Below are 15,280 nucleotides of genomic sequence, written 5' to 3'. Positions count from 1 at the left end.
ATCACGTCATGTTCTTCACAGGGCTGTTCGCGGCCACTTTCCGACCGGTCAGACGACGTGCAGATTCGGTCGTTCGTGCACGTGTGACCGGCCCTTACCTAGCGATTGTTCAGCATGTTTACGGGTTACCCGCGAGTTCGTTTCACTGGCCGGGACTACAGGTGAAGGCCACTCCGAAAGCCTAGTGGTTTTCGTCACAGCGCCGTTTCATTGTCGCCTGGAGCACGTCGCTTTCCCGCCCCCGTGGCAATGTTCGACTCACGATTGCGGGTCGGCAGTCGGCCCGGTTCACCGTTCGCAGGTAGCCTTGTGACCTGTGATGGGACGCCTGCTGGACCGAAGATTGATCGCAATAGTCCTGGTAGTGCTCGCTTTGTTCCTCGCAGCCCTCCTCGCCCCACATCCCACGGTGTCCCAGGTGCGAGAGTGGGCGGACTCGGTTGGCCCGGCGTTTCCCCTCGTGTTCTTCCTGGTTCATTCGATAGTCACCGTCGCGCCGTTCCCGCGCACCGTCTTCACCCTCAGTGCGGGGGTTCTTTTCGGCTCGGTGACCGGCATCGCTCTTACCGTGGCGGCAACGACTGTGAGCGCCGTTCTGGCCCTCTACCTGGTCCGCGCCATCGGCCGTGACGTCGTGTGGCAACGGATTTCGAGTCCGACGATCCGGCGGGTGGACGAGCGGATCGAAAAGCGGGGGTGGCTGGCCGTCGGCTCTCTGCGCTTGATCGCGTTTGTCCCCTTCTCGGTGGTGAACTACTGCTGCGGCATTTCGTCGATCCGGATCGTGCCCTACATCCTTGCCACCGTCGTCGGCATCTTGCCCGGCACTGTTGGGATTGTCGTTCTGGGCGATGCGCTCTCCGGCGAAGCCGATCCTCGTCTCCTGATTCTGTCCGGGATCTGCATTGCGATCGGCATCGCCGGTCTGGTGTTCGACGCTCGCCGTCAGCCTTCACCGGGCGAAACCATCGTTGACAACGGTCAACCTCAAGAGGTTGATTTGATTGAGTCAACTCAAAACGATTGACTATTGAAAGTCAACTATCTAGCATTGACTAATGTTCGTACTGACAGTGGATCAGCGAGGTAGCCGACGCGATGTCGACCGCGTCGGGGACATCATCGACGACATGGCCGATCGCAGGCTCCTGCGGCCGTTCGAGCGCACTGCGGGCGACGAGATTCAAGCGGTGACCGACGATCCGGCGCTACTCGTCCTCGTCGCACTCGAGCTGATTCGGCGCGAGCACTGGAGTGTCGGGATCGGGATCGGTCCCGTCGAGCAGCCTCTCCCACGGCAGACCCGGGCCGGACGCGGACCGGCATTCGAAGCTGCTCGGATCGCCGTCGAGCGAGCCAAGCGAGCTCCGGCCAGAATTGCCGTCGAACAGGCGCCGGCCGATAGCTCACGCGACGAACTCGCCGCCGATGTCGATGCCGCGTTCACCTTGCTCGGAACGATTGTCACGAGACAGACGAAGGACGGACGCGAAGCCATCGCTCTGATGGACAGCGGACTCACTCAGGTCAGCGCGGCGGCCCACCTCGGAATCACCAAACAGGCCATGTCCAAGCGACTCCTGACAGCCGGGTGGCACGCAGAACTCGCGGGGCGCAGACTCGCAGAACGACTTTTGGTCAGACTCCAGCCCTAGACTGCTCACGCTCGCACCGGTACAAACTCGTCGACACAGCAGGGGGCTCGAATACATGGTCGTTCTGGCGTTGATCGCGCTCGCCGTCGCCGCCGCGGCACCAGCAGTTGCAGCGGCACTGGGACCGCTCAGTCGTGGTCGACTGGAAGTCCCCGAATGGGCGTCGTCCGTGGTGGCTCTTCCGGCGCTGGGTGTTGCCGCACTGGCATCGACCCGAACGACCCCGGTCACCGGTTTCGCTCTCGGGGCGACGCTTGTCCTGTGCGTACTTGCCGCCGCCACGGCCGGTGCACCGTTGGTACTTGCCACCTTCAAGATCGCTCGTCGCCAACCGGACGGGAGCCCGGCACCGGACGCCGGACCTCTTCGCGGCGGACGTGTGATCGGCATCCTCGAACGGCTCGCGGTGGCGGCGTCGATTCTCGCAACCTGGCCGGAGGGGATCGCGATCGTCTTGGCAGTCAAGGGGCTCGCACGGTACCCGGAACTTCGCGAACCTCACGCGTCCGAGCAGTTCATCATGGGAACTTTCGTCAGTGTCCTCTGGGCGATCGCTGTATGCGGAACGGGACGGGCACTCATCACGTAGGTGACGAGTGCCCGTCCCGATTACTACGAGAGGAGCCTACCGGCGCTGGCCGCCCTCCGGCGGCTGATCCTGGTAGGGGTACTTCTGCTGGAACTCTTCGCGTTCGGACGGCAGCGGTAGCTGACCGGGCCAAGGATTTTCACTCTGCTGCGGCAGCGCGGGATCTACGAATCCGGGCTGCTCGGGCGCACTTTCACGGAGGTGCCTGACCGCAGCTGCCGGATCTTCGACGGGAGTACGTGCAGCAACTTCAGCGGCGCGGACTGCTTCTGCGATAGCCGGATCGGATTTCGTTTCGAACCACTCCGCCACCTCAGCTGAATCGTCCTCAGGGTTGGGAAGATTCTCTTCGGCGGCCGGCGGCTCGTAACGGAAGACACCGTCCTGCCCCTGCGCGCCAAGCGTTTTCGCAAATCCCTTCAGTGCGTCACCGAAGTCGCTGGGCACGAGCCACACCTTGTTCGCATCGCCTTGCGCCATCTGCGGCAACGTCTGAAGATACTGGTATGCAAGCAATTCCGGAGTCGGCTTACCGGACTTGATAGCAGCAAAGACCTTCTCGATGGCCTTGGCCTCGCCTTGGGCCTGCAAGTACTTGGCCGCGCGGTCACCTTGAGCCCGAAGAATCTGGGACTGACGCTCACCCTCGGCGTTGAGGATCGAGGCCTGCTTGTTGCCCTCGGCGGAAAGAATCTGGCTCTGCTTGGCACCCTCGGCTGTCTTGATAGCGGATTCGCGGTGGCCTTCAGCCGTCAGAATCATCGCGCGCTTCTCGCGGTCCGCCTTCATCTGCTTTTCCATCGACTCCTGGATGGAGGGCGGAGGATCGATGCTCTTGAGTTCGACGCGGGCCACTCGCAGGCCCCAGCGACCGGTCGCCTCGTCGAGGACACCTCGAAGCTGACCGTTGATGGAATCACGCGAGGTCAGCGTCTCTTCGAGGGTCATTCCGCCGACGACGTTTCGCAGCGTCGTGGTTGTCAACTGCTCGACGGCAGCGATGTAGTTGCTGATCTCGTACACCGCAGCTTGCGGATTGGTGACCTGGAAGTACACCACCGTGTCGATGGACAGTGTCAGGTTGTCCTGGGTGATCACCGGTTGCGGTGGGAAGGAGACCACCCGCTCACGAAGATCCACCTTGGCGCGCACACGATCGGCGAACGGGATCAAGAATGTGAGCTGACCGGACACCGTCTTCGAATACCTACCGAGCCGCTCGATCACCGCGGCTTCTGCCTGCGGTACCAGTGCTACCGACTTCGCGACCACCAAGATCACGAATAGCACCAACACACCGAGCACTATGAGTGCTGCCATTAAGGTCCCCTCCAGACGACTGCTGTTGCGCCGTTGATTTCCATCACCGTCACCTTGGTGCCCGGCGGGTACACCTCGGTGGTGTCGTACGGCCTGGCAGTCCACACCTCGCCGTTCAACTTGACCTGCCCGGAATGCTCGCCCACTTCTTCCAGAACCAGAGCGTGTTTACCTTCGAGTGCCTGAATTCCGGTCGGGGTCGGTGGCGGACTACCGAAGCGACGCAACATGATCGGTCGCACACCCAGGACGAGGGCGGCGGAGAACACTCCGAACATGACGGCGTCGACCCACACCGGGAAGTCGGTGACAGCACTGACACCGGCAGTAGCGAGCGCCCCACCGGCGAGCATCAGCAGGAAGAAATCCCCCACCAGCGCTTCGGCCCCGGCGAGCACCAGTGCTCCGATCAGCCAAATAAGTGCAGCCACAACACCATCTAACCAGAATGTGTGACCCAGGCCGCCGCTACGTCAGTTCGGCTCGGTAACGAAATCGACAAGTTGTTCGACGGCACCGATCAAGGGAGCTTCCAGATCGCGGAAGCTCTCGACCGAGTTGTAGACCCGCCGCCAGCCCTCCTGAGGTGTCCCCCAGCCCAGTTCGCGGCAGATTCCCGTCTTCCAATCCTCGCCGCGTGGAATCTTCGGCCAGGAGGCGATTCCGACAGATTTGGGACGAACGGCCTCCCACACGTCGATGTACGGATGTCCGGTCACCAACACGTTCGGGCCGAGGCCCTGAGTCAGTTGGGTTTCCTTGGAACCGGTGACCAGGTGGTCGACGAGGACACCGACACGGCGGCCGGGGCCCGGCCCGAATTCGGCAAGCCGCTCCCCCAGATTGTCGAGCCCTTCGAGATGTTCGACGACAACACCTTCGACGCGAAGGTCATGGCCCCACACCCGCTCGACGAGGGCAGCATCGTGTACTCCCTCCACCCAGATCCGGCTGGGCAGTGCCGTGCGTGCACGTAAGCCTTCGACTCGGGTCGAACCCGAAGCCGATCGTGCGGGTTTGGTGGACGCGGGCTTGGGGGCCGGGCGAACGAGGGTGACCGGTGAGCCGTCGATGAGGAAGGCCGCCTCGCGCATCGCGAACAACCGCGTCCGGGAACGCCCGTCCTCGAGTCGCACGAAATCGCCGTCGTACGTGCGCTCGAAACCGACTACCGCACCGCAGAATCCTGTCGCCGCATCCTCGACGACAAGATCACGTTCGGCCGCCACTTCAGGCGTCACGCGCTTCTGTTTGCGGGTATGACCCGCAAAAATGTCACCGTATCCGTTGCCACCGCTCACGCCGGATCACGCTAGGTCACAACGCCGGGGCCGCGCATGTCGCCACGCCGAACTAAACTTCACGGTCATGAGTTCTCCCAGCGCAACCCTCACCGTGTGGGCAGCGTCATGGCTCGCCGGCGACGCAGCGCCGGACGACGTCATCGACGCCCTTGCCGCGTGGGCGCCGATGCACCTGATCGGCGCCGCCGATGCGGAAACCGCGGTCCGCCACGATCTCGAGTGGCCGGGAGTCACGGCTTCGGGTGTGTCCACCCTGTTGAGAATCGCACGCTCGGAGGCCGCTGAAGTCCGCCTCGTCCTTCCTACGGCCGGCGATGTACGTGGCCTGCCCACTGGCACCGAGTTCGCACGCGCTGCGATCGCAACGGGTGAAGGGATACAGATCGGCGCCGTCGGCAAGCCGGGAGTCGGCCTCGTGCCGTCGAAGGAAGGTCCGGACGTCTTGCGGTGGACGGTTTTCTCCATTCCCACTGTGGCGGGCAGCGCCGAATCGATCGGACTCCGTGAAGCCGAATACGAACTGCGCCAGGCTGTTCGGGACGCAGCGGAGGTGCTCGGCGGGCTTCCGACCGTAGCCACCGGAATGCCTGGGGGCGACGCTCGTACGCTGGTCGCCGAAGCGCTGCAGGCCCAGTCCGGGTACCGCTGGCCGTCGACACTGTCACCTCGGCACCTACAGGTGATCGACACCGCCGACAACGTGGCAGCCATTCTTACGGTCGCTGCGTCGGTCTCGACCAATCAGGCCCCGAGCGTGTCCACTGCGCAGAGGCGTGACGACCTGCTGCGACGACTGTGGGACGTCGTTCGCACTGCCCGTGTCGCGTCGGCGAACAGCGTGTCGATCAGAGCTTGAGCACGAAGTTCCGGCGTTTCTCGGCAAACCCGTTGCGGTCACCGAACATGTCGATCTTCATCTCTTCGAGCTCACGCTCCTCGTAGGGCTCCACCGGATCACGTTCCAGTCGAAGACGTTTGCGCTCCAGCATCGATTCCATCCGATCTCCTTCGAGCAAGTCGGTGGCGACCTCGTGCAACCACGCCTGGAACAGATCCGGCCGCCTGGGGCCGATCGCGTCGACAAGTCCGATGTCCAAGGCTCGACGGATACCGATCGCACTGCACTCGGCCAGCAGGCTGCGGGCCTGCTCCTCGCCGACCCGAGCCGGAAGTGTGTACGTGTGCAGTTCCGAGCCGAACAGGCCCATCGTGGCGTAATGAGGATTGAGAACCACACCGTCCCTGGCCACGACTACGTCGGCTCCAAGCGGGAGCATGACCCCGCCGGCACCGGCGTTGCCTGTGAATGCCGCCACCACAACCTGTTCCGTACAGGTGACGATCGCTTTCGCGATCTCGTTGATGGCTTTGATGTTGGCCCACGCTTCTCCGGCTTGATCAGACGCGGCCTCGATGACGTTGAGGTGGATACCGTTGCTGAATCTGTCGTAGTCACCCGTCAGGACAAGGATCTTGGTGTCCTGCGCGATCGCCCAGCGGAGCCTGGCGGCCAGTCGGGTGCATTGCTTCGTACTCATCGCACCGTTGTAGAAGCGGAACGAGAGATATCCGATTTCGCCGTCGCGGTGATAGTCGGTCTCGGGGTAACGACTCTCCCAGACCTGTGGAACGAACACGTCCGGACGTACGACCGCGGTCGACGGAAGTTTGACATTGCCGGCGCCGACGAGCCGCGCATGTCCGATCCATACGGAGCCCGCACCGGTGGCGACACGTATCGCCTGGTGGAAGTACTCGACGATGGTGCCGGGCGCTGCATCGACGTGGGTATCGGGGTGAGCGTCGTAGACGTAGACCCGGTCGAGCCCCAACTGAACGGCGACGCCGGGAAACCCGTCGGCGGCGTTGACGGCGCGGACGATGCTCGACGCGTCTTCCTCCCAGCTGAAAACGCGATCGGCCTGTTTCATGCTGGGCCTCGATCGGGCCGATGCCACGGGCCGCGCAACTCGGTCCGATGGGATCGCCTGGAAGTCAGGAGTACGGAAATGTTCGACGACCTCCGTAATGCACTCCATCGCCGCGTCGGTGACTGCCTCGTTGTATACCGAAGATTTGGTTGCACCGCTCTGGAGTTCGAATGTCCGCCACGCCCACAACGCTCCGGCATCGAGTTCCTCGGCGGCCTGCAACGCGGTCACTCCCCAGATCGGTTCGCCATCCGTTATCGCCCAGTCCAGCGACGACGGTCCGCGATCACCGGGCGGGCCGGGATGGATGATGATCGTTGTCCACCGCTGCCAAATAGATTCCGGTACATAGGCTTTCAGAAACGGGCAGATGATGAGATCAAAATCTCCCGCAGACGTCGCGGCCAGCGCTGCGTCCGCGTCGGCGACGACGGCGGTGCGGACTTGGTGCCCCGCCTCGCGAAGAACAAGACCAGCCCGCTGCGAGAGACCATTGTCGGAGGTGACGAGAAGAAGCACGCTCAACGGTGGCGCGGAAGCCGCGCGTGGGCGTGAGCGCCGGAACAGCGCCGCCGTCGCCGCTCGCAGACGGCCCCTGCCCGGTGCAGCTTCGCGTAGCTTCGTCGTTGCTCCAGCGCTGGAAATAGCCACAGAAGTCGTGAGTGCGGCCGATTTGGGCATCGGTCTAACTTCGGGGGTCGAAACCATGGATTCCTGCTCGCATGCTCGGGTATCTGCAGCGCAGACCAAACTCCCCCCAGAGCAGGGCCGACGCACCGATAGATTGATTGAGGTATTTAGGGACTTTATACCTACCGTCGGTTTGTTTCAATAGCTATTTTCAGGCAAACCGCTTGATCGGTCAACCCGCAGTCTTGTGATTGATCGCAATATGGCGGTCGATGCGAATATGTTCGTCCAACGTCGGGTAGCGCAAACCGGTGTCCTGGCTGTACCCCTGACGGCGCAACCAATCCAGGACATCGCCCCAGAACCAGATCCCCCCGGCGACCGAGTTGTACGGAATCGGGAAGGGAGTGGCCGCCTGCCGGACCCCTCGCACCCATTGTCCGACAGCCTGCCTCGTCACTCCCGCACGGTCGGCAATGTCCTGACGTGACACCAAATCGGGATGTGTCCGCTGGGGACGCACGCCTGCAGCCACCAACTGGTCGACCACGGTGATAGCCGTCGTCGCCGCTCGCATACCTTCCGAGGTGAGCGTCAGCAACTGCAGTCCGCGCCGGTCCTCGACCCTTCCGCCCAAGCTCTCTTCGATCGCCTGCTCTTGCGAGACTGTCAGCATCTGAACGATGAATGTGAATTCGTAACGGTGATAGAGGTCTTCGGCCACGCAATGAACATAGCCGTAAGCTGCACTGTTTCCACATGGACACACCCGGATCCCGCCCTCGCACGCACAATGGGCAGATGATCGACGTGGACGACAGTCAGTTCGAGGACATGGTCAAGCGGGCGCTCGACAGTCTGCCCCCGAAGTTGGGAGCGGAGATGGCCAACGTCGCGGTGACCGTACAACTCGAAGGTGGACGACCGGGGCTGCTCGGGTTGTATCAGGGCATCCCACTGACCAAGAGAACCACCACGTACGCCGGCGTCCTCCCCGACCGCATCACGATCTACCGCAGGGCCATCTGTGCGATCTGCAGCACCGAAGACGAGGTGATCGAGCAAGTTCGTCGAACCGTGATCCACGAAATCGGCCACCACTTCGGGATCGGAGATCCCCGGTTGCGTGAACTCGGATGGTGACAACCGACTCATCTACAAGTCGGAAATCAGCTAGAGGTTGATAATCGGCGAATTGTCATGTCAGCTGTACCAAACCCGCAACAATTGAACACTTACAGGAGTTCGCATGGTCAATTTGATCCAGATCGCCCCGAAGAATGCCCCGACGTTTGCGATGAGCCGACAGAAGGCCGCCGAACTGCTGGGCATCTCGGTCGACAGCGTTGCGTTTCTCCTCAAGTCTCGCTATCTCCCGGATCTGGACGCCGGCCGGTTGATCTCGATGGCCAACCAACCCTGGTTGTACTCGGACGGCGACTTTCCCGTGCTACAGCAAGGTGCATCCGAACTTGCGCCTAAGAAGATGCTCCCCGCCCGTAAGTACATCGGCGAGAGCGCAATTCACTCCGACGCCGAATGCGTGGAAGCCAACCAGGGGCAGTGGGCGGGATTCAACGTCGACCATGTGCTCGGCGCCCGCTTCCTGCCTGTGACGCTGCGCAAGTTTCCGGTGTCGGTGCTGCAGATCCACGACGTCAACGACGACGACGAAGAACGAGTGTCATTTGTAGCGACCCTCGCCGGGCGAGTCCGCGAACTGGGGGCGCCCAAGCTCAACTTCATCGACCCGTCACTGAGCCCCGAGGATCGACAGATCGTCGAGACGCTCCTCACCTCACGCAGCACGTCCACCGTTCCGGGACCCTGCGGAAAGCTGAAGCAGCCGAACTCCTGAGCGTCGGAAAGCTTCCGTCAGCGGGGGCGCTGAACGGCGGCGCAGCAGTTCACCGCACACGAGAGACCGTTGGTGGTCGAGCCGAGCAGCGGCTCGACCCCCAATCGCAGTGGCTGCTCGGCGTCGGCCAGTTCCCGAACGAGCGTGGGCACCAGCTGCGCAAAACGCTGATCGCGGCCGGGTGTCGCGGCGCGCACGAAATCCATACCGAGTTCGGCCGCCTTGTCCTTGGCCTCGGTGTCCAGGTCCCACACCACTTCGAGGTGATCGGAGACGAAACCGACAGGACACACGATCACGGCGCGAACGTCCTTGGCGGACAGCGTATCCAGGTGATCACAGATGTCGGGGTCGAGCCACGGAACCTGCGGCGGGCCTGATCGCGACTGCCACACCAGATCAAAATCTTCGACGCCGACGGCCTCGGCAACCAACTTCGCAGCCTCGGCAACCTGTCGGCTGTAGAGGTTTCCGCCCTCTGCCGGCGGCCCTGCATTGCGGTCTGCGGCACTCGGGACCGAATGCGCCGTGAACACCAGGCGCGCGGTATCGCGAGTCGCTTCGGGCAACTCTGCGCGGGCCGCGCGCACACCGTCGGCGAACGCGCCGACGACGAGCGGATGGTCGTAGTACTGACGAAGTTTTGTCAGCGTCGGTGCGCCGTCACCGACGGCTTCACGGGCACGGACGATGTCCTCGTGGTACTGCCGACATCCCGAGTAACCGCCCCACGCCGACGTGGCGAACACGGCGGCATTGCGGACACCGTCCTCGCGCATCTTGGCGACGGTGTCTTCGACCATCGGGTGCCAGTTGCGGTTGCCGAAGTACACGGGCAGGTCCACGCCGGCTGCTGCCAACTCACCTTCGACCCGTTCGATCAGGTCTCGGTTGAGCGCGTTGATGGGCGAAACTCCACCGAAATGCATGTAGTGCTCGACAACGGCGTCGAGCCGCTCCGGTGGCACTCCCCTACCGCGCGTGACGTTTTCGAGGAACGGCCGTACGTCTGCGGGTTTTTCGGGACCGCCGAACGACAAAACGAGAAGAGCATCGAACTGCATGTCCATACTTGCGGTCATGAGTTCAATCTTGCGTGATGCCGTTCGGCGGGGGTCACCCGGGTACTCACCTGTGTAGTAGAAGGGGTGCTACTAGCCGACCATCGCGTGGAAGCCGCCGTCGACGTAGATGATCGACGCGGTCGTGCCGGGCAACCAATCCGAGAGAACGGTGCAGACCGTTTTGGCGACCGGCTCGCGATCGTCGACGTCCCAGCCGATGGGCGCAGCACCGTCCCATGCGGTGTTCAGCTTGTCCAACTCCGCGCCCGGACCGGTGCTGTCACCGGCAATGGCCTTGGCGGCCAGGGTCTTGATCGGGCCGGAGGACACCAGGTTCGAGCGGATGCCGCGGACGCCGACCTCTTTGGCCACGTACCGATTGACGGCCTCGAGGGTTGCCTTGGAGACACCCATCCAGTTGTAGAAGGGCATTGCGCGTGCCGGATCGAAGTCCATTCCGACGATGGACGCGTTGTCGTTGAGCACCGGCAGCAAGGCCTTGGCCAGTGCGCTGTACGAGTATGCGGACACCTCGAGTGCGACCGCCACGTCTTCCCACGGCGCGTCCATGAACGGGCTTCCCAGGCAGGAGCGGGGAGCGAAGCCGATCGAGTGGACCACGCCGTCGATACCCTCGGGAGCCAGCTCGCGCACACGCTCGGCGAGAGATGCGAGATCCTCCGAGCTCTGGACGTTGAGCGAGATTGCCGGCGGCACGGGCTGCGGCAGTCGCTGGGCGATGCGATCGATGAGGCGCAGACGATCGAATCCGGTGATCAGCACCTTCGCGCCCTGCTCCTGCGCGACCTTGGCCACGTGGAACGCGATCGACGAATCGGTGATGATGCCGGTGACAAGAATGGTCTTACCCTCGAGCAAACCGCCCATGAGATGTCCTCCTGATTTCAGACGTACGAGAAAGGTGTGTGTGCGAAAAGCGGGTCAGTGCCCCATGCCGAGTCCGCCGTCGACGGGGATGACTGCACCCGAGACGTATGCCGAATCGTCGGAGGCGAGGAAACTGACAACTGCTGCAACATCTTCCGGCTTTCCGGTCCGCTGCAACGGGATGAACTCGGTGGCCTTGTCCTTCACGTCGTCACCCAGTGCTGCCGTCATGTCGGTCTCGATGAAACCCGGTGCGACGACGTTGGCGGTGATCGAACGCGAGCCGAGTTCCCTTGTCAGGGAACGAGCGATACCGACGATGCCTGCCTTGGACGCGGCGTAGTTGACCTGGCCGGCTTGTCCCGCCAGACCCACCACCGAACCGAGGAAGATGAAGCGTCCGAAACGCGCGCGCAGCATCGACCGGGTCGCACGCTTCGAGAGGCGGAACGTACCGGTGAGGTTCGCGTCGACGACGCTCGTGAACTGCTCTTCGCTCATTCGCATGATCAGTGTGTCGTCGGTGACGCCGGCATTGGCGACGATGACCTCGACCGGCCCCTGGTGCGCTTCGACCTCTTTGAATGCACGGTCGATCGACTCGGTGTCGGTGACGTCGCAAACGACGCCGAACAACCCTTCGGGGACACCGGAACCGCGATGAGTGACGGCTACCTTGTGGCCGTCTGCGGCGAGCCGCTGAGCGACGGCCAAGCCGATTCCGCGGTTACCGCCGGTGACGAGCACCGAGCGCGGTGTGGTGACGGTCCGTTCGGAAACCACTGTCGTGGGAGGGGTAGACATGGCGATCAACCTATCAATTCTCTGCGGGCCGCGTACCAGCGGTATTTGGACAATTCGGAACTGCTCTCGATCAGGGCAGACGCTGCCTGCGTACCAGGGCAATCGTCAGACCAGCGGTCGCGAACACGACGCCGAGGACCAACCACGGTCGACTCGCATCGCCTCGTGTCGTCTCGAAACCGATCTGCTCTTCGAGCGTGTCGTACACCTGGCGCAGTTCTTCGAGGCTCGATGCCGTGAAGAAACTTCCGCCGGACAGGTTGGCGATCTCCTTCAGCGACGCATCGTCGACCGGGACGGGGATTCGGTCTCCTTCGATCTCGACTCGCCCGTATGTCGTTCCGAAGGAAATGGTCGAGATCGGAACGCCCTTGTCCTTGGCCTGACGGGCAGCGGTGAATCCGCCCCTCGGATCGTCCGAGTTCTCGGGAACGGTCTGCTTACCGTCGGACAGCAACACGATGCGCGCCGGTGGCGCCTGATCGCTGCCGCCGAGAACAGCCGACAGCGTGTCGATCGACTGCAACGAGGTGAAGATCGCCTCGCCCGTCGCCGTTCGCTCACTGAGCTTGAGGTTGTCGATGGCGACCTTCGTCGCGTCACGATTCGTGGTGGGCGACACCAGAACCGAAGCGGTTCCGGCAAATGCGACCAACCCGAGGTTGATGCCGGGAGTCAGACCGTCGGCGAACGACTTGGCAGCTTCCTGCGCTGCTGCCAATCGCGTCGGCTCGACGTCGGTGGCCTGCATCGACAGCGACACGTCGATCACGAGGATCACCGTGGCACGGTTTCGCGGGACCTTCTTGTCTGCCGTCGGACCGGCAAGGGCGACGGTGAAGAACACCAATGCGACGACCATCAGAATCGCCGGAATATGACGCCACCGCCCGGGCCGCGAAGGCGCGACCTTCTCCAACAGTGCGAAGTTCGTGAACCGAAGTGTGTGCTTGGCTCGCTGCTTCTGCACGAGTACGTAACCGACCACCAACGCGGCGATGACAGCGAGGAACAGCAGCCACCACGGTGCGGTGAATTGAGAAAGACTCACGAACGAACGCCCCCAGTTCCGGCGCCGGCACCATAACTGTGTCGGCGTGCCGAGATGAATCTCACGACGTCGGCGATCCAGTCCCGATCGGTGTGCAGGGACATGAGCGGTGCGCCGCAACGACGTAGAGCTTGCCTGACCTCGACGCGGTGCTCGGCGGCGACTCTGGCGAAGTCGGCGCGCAGTTGCGGCGTCGTGGTGAATTCTCTGGTCCGGCCGGACTCGGGATCGTGGAGCACAACGTCGCCGACGTCCGGAAGTTCGAGGTCGCGCGGATCTACCACCTCGACGCCGAGCACGTCGTGACGTCCCGAAATGGCGCGCAGCGAGCGTTCCCAGTCGATCGGCCCGAGGAAGTCGCTGATGACGACCGCGAGTCCGCGCCGACGCTGTGGCCGTCTGAGCGCTTCGATCGCGCCGACCAGATCACCGCGTACCCCGTCCGGAGCGTGCGGAGTCGTCGCGATCTTGCGGAGCATCGCCTGTGCGTGAATGCGCCCACCGCGGGCCGGAATTCGAGTTGTCTGGGCGCCCGTCGAGATGATGGCGCCGACGCGGTTACCGCCCGAACTGGTCAGGTGAGTGATCGCCGCGGCTGCGGCGACAACCAGGTCGCGCTTCTCGCATCCGGCGGTCCCGAAGTCGAGACTTGCAGACAGGTCGATGACAAGCCACGTTTCGAGCTCACGATCCGCGACCGACTGGCGCACGTGTGGGTGCGTCGTCCGTGCAGTCACGGACCAATCCATCTGCCGCACGTCGTCGCCCGGCTGATACTCGCGGGCGTCACCCGGTTCGGAACCCGGGCCGGGAATCAGGCCGAGGTGATCGCCGTGCAGCACACCGTCGAGGCGACGACGAACCGTCAGCTCGAGGGTGCGCAGCGCAGCGGTGAGTTTGGGATCGCTGAGCTCGCCGGATCGGAACGACGGCGGAGAACCGGTGGATCCGGCGGGTGTCGCCTGGCCACCGTCGCGGCCTTCGGTCACTGCGGGCGACTCATCGTCTCAGCGGTCGCGATCGGCGCGCCGTTTCCCTGTGGATTGACTGTGCCCTGTGGATTCGCGGTGCCCTGTGCGTTGAACTGAGGTGCCTGCGGTGCGCCCTGCTGAGGCGGACCGGGAACGGTAGGAACAGGCCGCGCGGCGATCTGCGGCAGTCCGACGGTCTGCAGCACCCGGGCGATGACCGCGTCGGGAGTCACCTCGTCGGCCATGGCGTCGTAGGAGAGAACGAGGCGGTGGCGCAACACGTCCGGGATCACCTCGATGACGTCTTGCGGCACGACGTAGTCGCGGCCGCGGACGAGAGCGAGAGCCCGCGACGCGGCGATGATGCCGAGCGTCGCGCGGGGTGAGGCGCCGTACGCGATCCAGCCCGCGACGTCCTCGAGTCCGATCTCACGCGGCGTACGCGTAGCGGCGATGACCCGGACAACGTAGTCGACGAGCGCGTGGTGGACGAAGACGTTGCTGGCGACGCGTTGGAGCCTGACCAACTCCTCCGGACCGAGGATCTGGTGCGGTTCCGGGGCTGCCACGCCCATCCGGTAGACGATTTCGCGCTCTTCCTCCACTGTCGGGTAGTCGACGAGGATCTTGAACAGGAAGCGGTCGCGCTGCGCCTCGGGGAGCGGATAGACACCCTCGTTCTCGATGGGGTTCTGTGTCGCCATCACCAGGAACGGGTCGGGCATGTGGTAGCGCTTGCCGCCGATCGAGACGTGGCGTTCTGCCATCACCTCGAGGAGCGCGGACTGCACCTTGGCCGGGGCACGGTTGATCTCGTCGGCCAACACGAAGTTGGCGACGACGGGTCCGAGTTCGGTGTCGAACTCCTCGCGGCCCTGACGGTAGATGCGCGTGCCGATGAGGTCGGTTGGCACCAGGTCGGGGGTGAACTGGACCCGGGAGAACGAACCGCCGACGACCTTCGCGAAAGTCTCGACGGCCAGCGTCTTGGCGACACCGGGTACGCCTTCGAGGAGGACGTGCCCCTTGGCGAGAAGTCCGACGAGAATGCGCTCGACAAGCCGGTCCTGCCCGACGATGACTCGCTTGACCTCGTAGATCGCTCGTTCCAAGGTCTGAACGTCGGCTGCCAGGGAAGGTGCTGCTCCGTCCGCACTTCCGCTCGCCTTGCTTACGTCGACCGTTCCGACCGAATCTTCACGTGAGGTCACCAAG

17 protein-coding genes are annotated in these 15,280 nt (G+C 63.4%); 6 read left to right on the top strand and 11 right to left on the bottom strand.

The annotated features are described in order from the left end of the window. The first annotated feature begins 319 nt into the window (after positions 1-319). Genes AC3WQS_RS20510 through AC3WQS_RS20500 form a run of 3 tightly spaced genes read left to right on the top strand, consistent with a single transcriptional unit; the run spans position 320 to position 2,244 of the window. Positions 320-1,027, top strand: a complete 708-nt coding sequence (locus AC3WQS_RS20510; RefSeq protein ID WP_007727829.1) for a TVP38/TMEM64 family protein — start codon at positions 320-322, stop codon at positions 1,025-1,027. A gap of 31 nt (positions 1,028-1,058) precedes the next feature. Further along, the gene (locus AC3WQS_RS20505; RefSeq protein WP_003944858.1) at positions 1,059-1,655 is read left to right on the top strand and encodes a hypothetical protein; all 597 of its coding nucleotides are present in this window, start codon (positions 1,059-1,061) and stop codon (positions 1,653-1,655) included. A gap of 55 nt (positions 1,656-1,710) precedes the next feature. Beyond that, positions 1,711-2,244, top strand: a complete 534-nt coding sequence (locus AC3WQS_RS20500; protein WP_003944797.1) for a hypothetical protein — start codon at positions 1,711-1,713, stop codon at positions 2,242-2,244. A 36-nt stretch (positions 2,245-2,280) separates the two neighbouring features. On the opposite strand, the gene AC3WQS_RS20495 is transcribed toward AC3WQS_RS20500, so the two are convergent. Genes AC3WQS_RS20495 through AC3WQS_RS20485 form a run of 3 tightly spaced genes read right to left on the bottom strand, consistent with a single transcriptional unit; the run spans position 2,281 to position 4,865 of the window. Beyond that, positions 2,281-3,564, bottom strand: coding sequence for an SPFH domain-containing protein (locus tag AC3WQS_RS20495; protein ID WP_003944935.1), 1,284 nt, complete (start codon positions 3,562-3,564; stop codon positions 2,281-2,283). Beyond that, positions 3,564-3,995: an NfeD family protein gene (locus tag AC3WQS_RS20490; RefSeq protein ID WP_019748432.1), complete on the bottom strand. Its 432-nt coding sequence runs from the start codon at positions 3,993-3,995 to the stop codon at positions 3,564-3,566. The genes AC3WQS_RS20495 and AC3WQS_RS20490 overlap by 1 nt, the downstream gene beginning before the upstream one ends. A gap of 42 nt (positions 3,996-4,037) precedes the next feature. Further along, complete coding sequence (locus AC3WQS_RS20485; protein ID WP_003944813.1) at positions 4,038-4,865, bottom strand: DUF3097 domain-containing protein; 828 nt, start codon at positions 4,863-4,865, stop codon at positions 4,038-4,040. Positions 4,866-4,932: 67 nt separating this feature from the next. Here AC3WQS_RS20485 and AC3WQS_RS20480 point away from each other — a divergent pair, with 67 nt between their 5' ends. Next, a complete protein-coding gene (locus tag AC3WQS_RS20480; protein WP_092764016.1) occupies positions 4,933-5,724 on the top strand; it encodes an Rv1486c family protein in 792 nt (263 codons plus the stop codon). Here the strand turns inward: AC3WQS_RS20480 and AC3WQS_RS20475 are convergent. Together AC3WQS_RS20475 and AC3WQS_RS20470 are read right to left on the bottom strand one after the other, a co-directional pair. Continuing rightward, entirely contained in the window at positions 5,714-7,480 is a 1,767-nt protein-coding gene (locus tag AC3WQS_RS20475; protein ID WP_492712200.1) for an enoyl-CoA hydratase-related protein, read from the bottom strand. The two genes, AC3WQS_RS20480 and AC3WQS_RS20475, sit on opposite strands and share 11 nt — an antisense overlap. Positions 7,481-7,661: 181 nt before the next feature. Then, complete coding sequence (locus tag AC3WQS_RS20470) at positions 7,662-8,153, bottom strand: hypothetical protein (RefSeq protein WP_020907745.1); 492 nt, start codon at positions 8,151-8,153, stop codon at positions 7,662-7,664. 77 nt (positions 8,154-8,230) lie between these two features. Between AC3WQS_RS20470 and AC3WQS_RS20465 the strand changes: the two genes are divergently transcribed. After that, the gene (locus AC3WQS_RS20465) at positions 8,231-8,572 is read left to right on the top strand and encodes a metallopeptidase family protein (RefSeq protein WP_003944783.1); all 342 of its coding nucleotides are present in this window, start codon (positions 8,231-8,233) and stop codon (positions 8,570-8,572) included. Positions 8,573-8,678: 106 nt separating this feature from the next. Beyond that, positions 8,679-9,287 carry a hypothetical protein gene (locus AC3WQS_RS20460; protein WP_019748428.1) on the top strand — a complete coding sequence of 203 codons (609 nt, stop codon included), beginning with the start codon at positions 8,679-8,681 and terminating at the stop codon, positions 9,285-9,287. Between the two features lie 17 nt (positions 9,288-9,304). On the opposite strand, the gene AC3WQS_RS20455 is transcribed toward AC3WQS_RS20460, so the two are convergent. The 6 genes from AC3WQS_RS20455 to AC3WQS_RS20430 all read right to left on the bottom strand — a co-directional run bounded on the left by AC3WQS_RS20455 (position 9,305) and on the right by AC3WQS_RS20430 (position 15,276). After that, positions 9,305-10,357: a ferrochelatase gene (locus tag AC3WQS_RS20455; protein WP_060938556.1), complete on the bottom strand. Its 1,053-nt coding sequence runs from the start codon at positions 10,355-10,357 to the stop codon at positions 9,305-9,307. A gap of 84 nt (positions 10,358-10,441) precedes the next feature. Beyond that, positions 10,442-11,239 carry an NADH-dependent enoyl-ACP reductase InhA gene (inhA, locus tag AC3WQS_RS20450; RefSeq protein ID WP_003944803.1) on the bottom strand — a complete coding sequence of 266 codons (798 nt, stop codon included), beginning with the start codon at positions 11,237-11,239 and terminating at the stop codon, positions 10,442-10,444. Between the two features lie 54 nt (positions 11,240-11,293). Beyond that, a complete protein-coding gene (gene fabG1 / locus AC3WQS_RS20445) occupies positions 11,294-12,043 on the bottom strand; it encodes a 3-oxoacyl-ACP reductase FabG1 (protein ID WP_007727875.1) in 750 nt (249 codons plus the stop codon). Positions 12,044-12,113: 70 nt separating this feature from the next. Further along, positions 12,114-13,094 (bottom strand): VWA domain-containing protein, encoded by a 981-nt coding sequence (locus AC3WQS_RS20440; RefSeq protein WP_019748426.1) that lies wholly within the window; start codon positions 13,092-13,094, stop codon positions 12,114-12,116. Continuing rightward, positions 13,091-14,083 (bottom strand): DUF58 domain-containing protein, encoded by a 993-nt coding sequence (locus AC3WQS_RS20435; protein WP_003944991.1) that lies wholly within the window; start codon positions 14,081-14,083, stop codon positions 13,091-13,093. The genes AC3WQS_RS20440 and AC3WQS_RS20435 overlap by 4 nt, the downstream gene beginning before the upstream one ends. Then, positions 14,080-15,276, bottom strand: a complete 1,197-nt coding sequence (locus AC3WQS_RS20430) for an AAA family ATPase (protein ID WP_099697590.1) — start codon at positions 15,274-15,276, stop codon at positions 14,080-14,082. Before AC3WQS_RS20430 ends, AC3WQS_RS20435 begins: the two co-directional genes overlap by 4 nt. Positions 15,277-15,280 lie beyond the last annotated feature (4 nt).

The organism is Rhodococcus sp. FW305-130 (assembly GCF_058788335.1).
This window is presented reverse-complemented; position numbering and strand designations above follow the sequence as displayed.

Excerpts from the sequence above, each read along its gene's own strand:
- AC3WQS_RS20510 (WP_007727829.1), top strand. The coding sequence starts at position 320 with ATGGGACGCCTGCTGGACCGAAGATTGATCGCAATAGTCCTGGTAGTG.
- AC3WQS_RS20505 (WP_003944858.1), top strand. The coding sequence starts at position 1,059 with ATGTTCGTACTGACAGTGGATCAGCGAGGTAGCCGACGCGATGTCGAC.
- AC3WQS_RS20500 (WP_003944797.1), top strand. The coding sequence starts at position 1,711 with ATGGTCGTTCTGGCGTTGATCGCGCTCGCCGTCGCCGCCGCGGCACCA.
- AC3WQS_RS20495 (WP_003944935.1), bottom strand. The coding sequence starts at position 3,564 with ATGGCAGCACTCATAGTGCTCGGTGTGTTGGTGCTATTCGTGATCTTG.
- AC3WQS_RS20480 (WP_092764016.1), top strand. The coding sequence starts at position 4,933 with ATGAGTTCTCCCAGCGCAACCCTCACCGTGTGGGCAGCGTCATGGCTC.
- AC3WQS_RS20475 (WP_492712200.1), bottom strand. The coding sequence starts at position 7,480 with ATGCCCAAATCGGCCGCACTCACGACTTCTGTGGCTATTTCCAGCGCT.
- AC3WQS_RS20465 (WP_003944783.1), top strand. The coding sequence starts at position 8,231 with ATGATCGACGTGGACGACAGTCAGTTCGAGGACATGGTCAAGCGGGCG.
- AC3WQS_RS20460 (WP_019748428.1), top strand. The coding sequence starts at position 8,679 with ATGGTCAATTTGATCCAGATCGCCCCGAAGAATGCCCCGACGTTTGCG.
- AC3WQS_RS20455 (WP_060938556.1), bottom strand. The coding sequence starts at position 10,357 with ATGGACATGCAGTTCGATGCTCTTCTCGTTTTGTCGTTCGGCGGTCCC.
- inhA (WP_003944803.1), bottom strand. The coding sequence starts at position 11,239 with ATGGGCGGTTTGCTCGAGGGTAAGACCATTCTTGTCACCGGCATCATC.
- fabG1 (WP_007727875.1), bottom strand. The coding sequence starts at position 12,043 with ATGTCTACCCCTCCCACGACAGTGGTTTCCGAACGGACCGTCACCACA.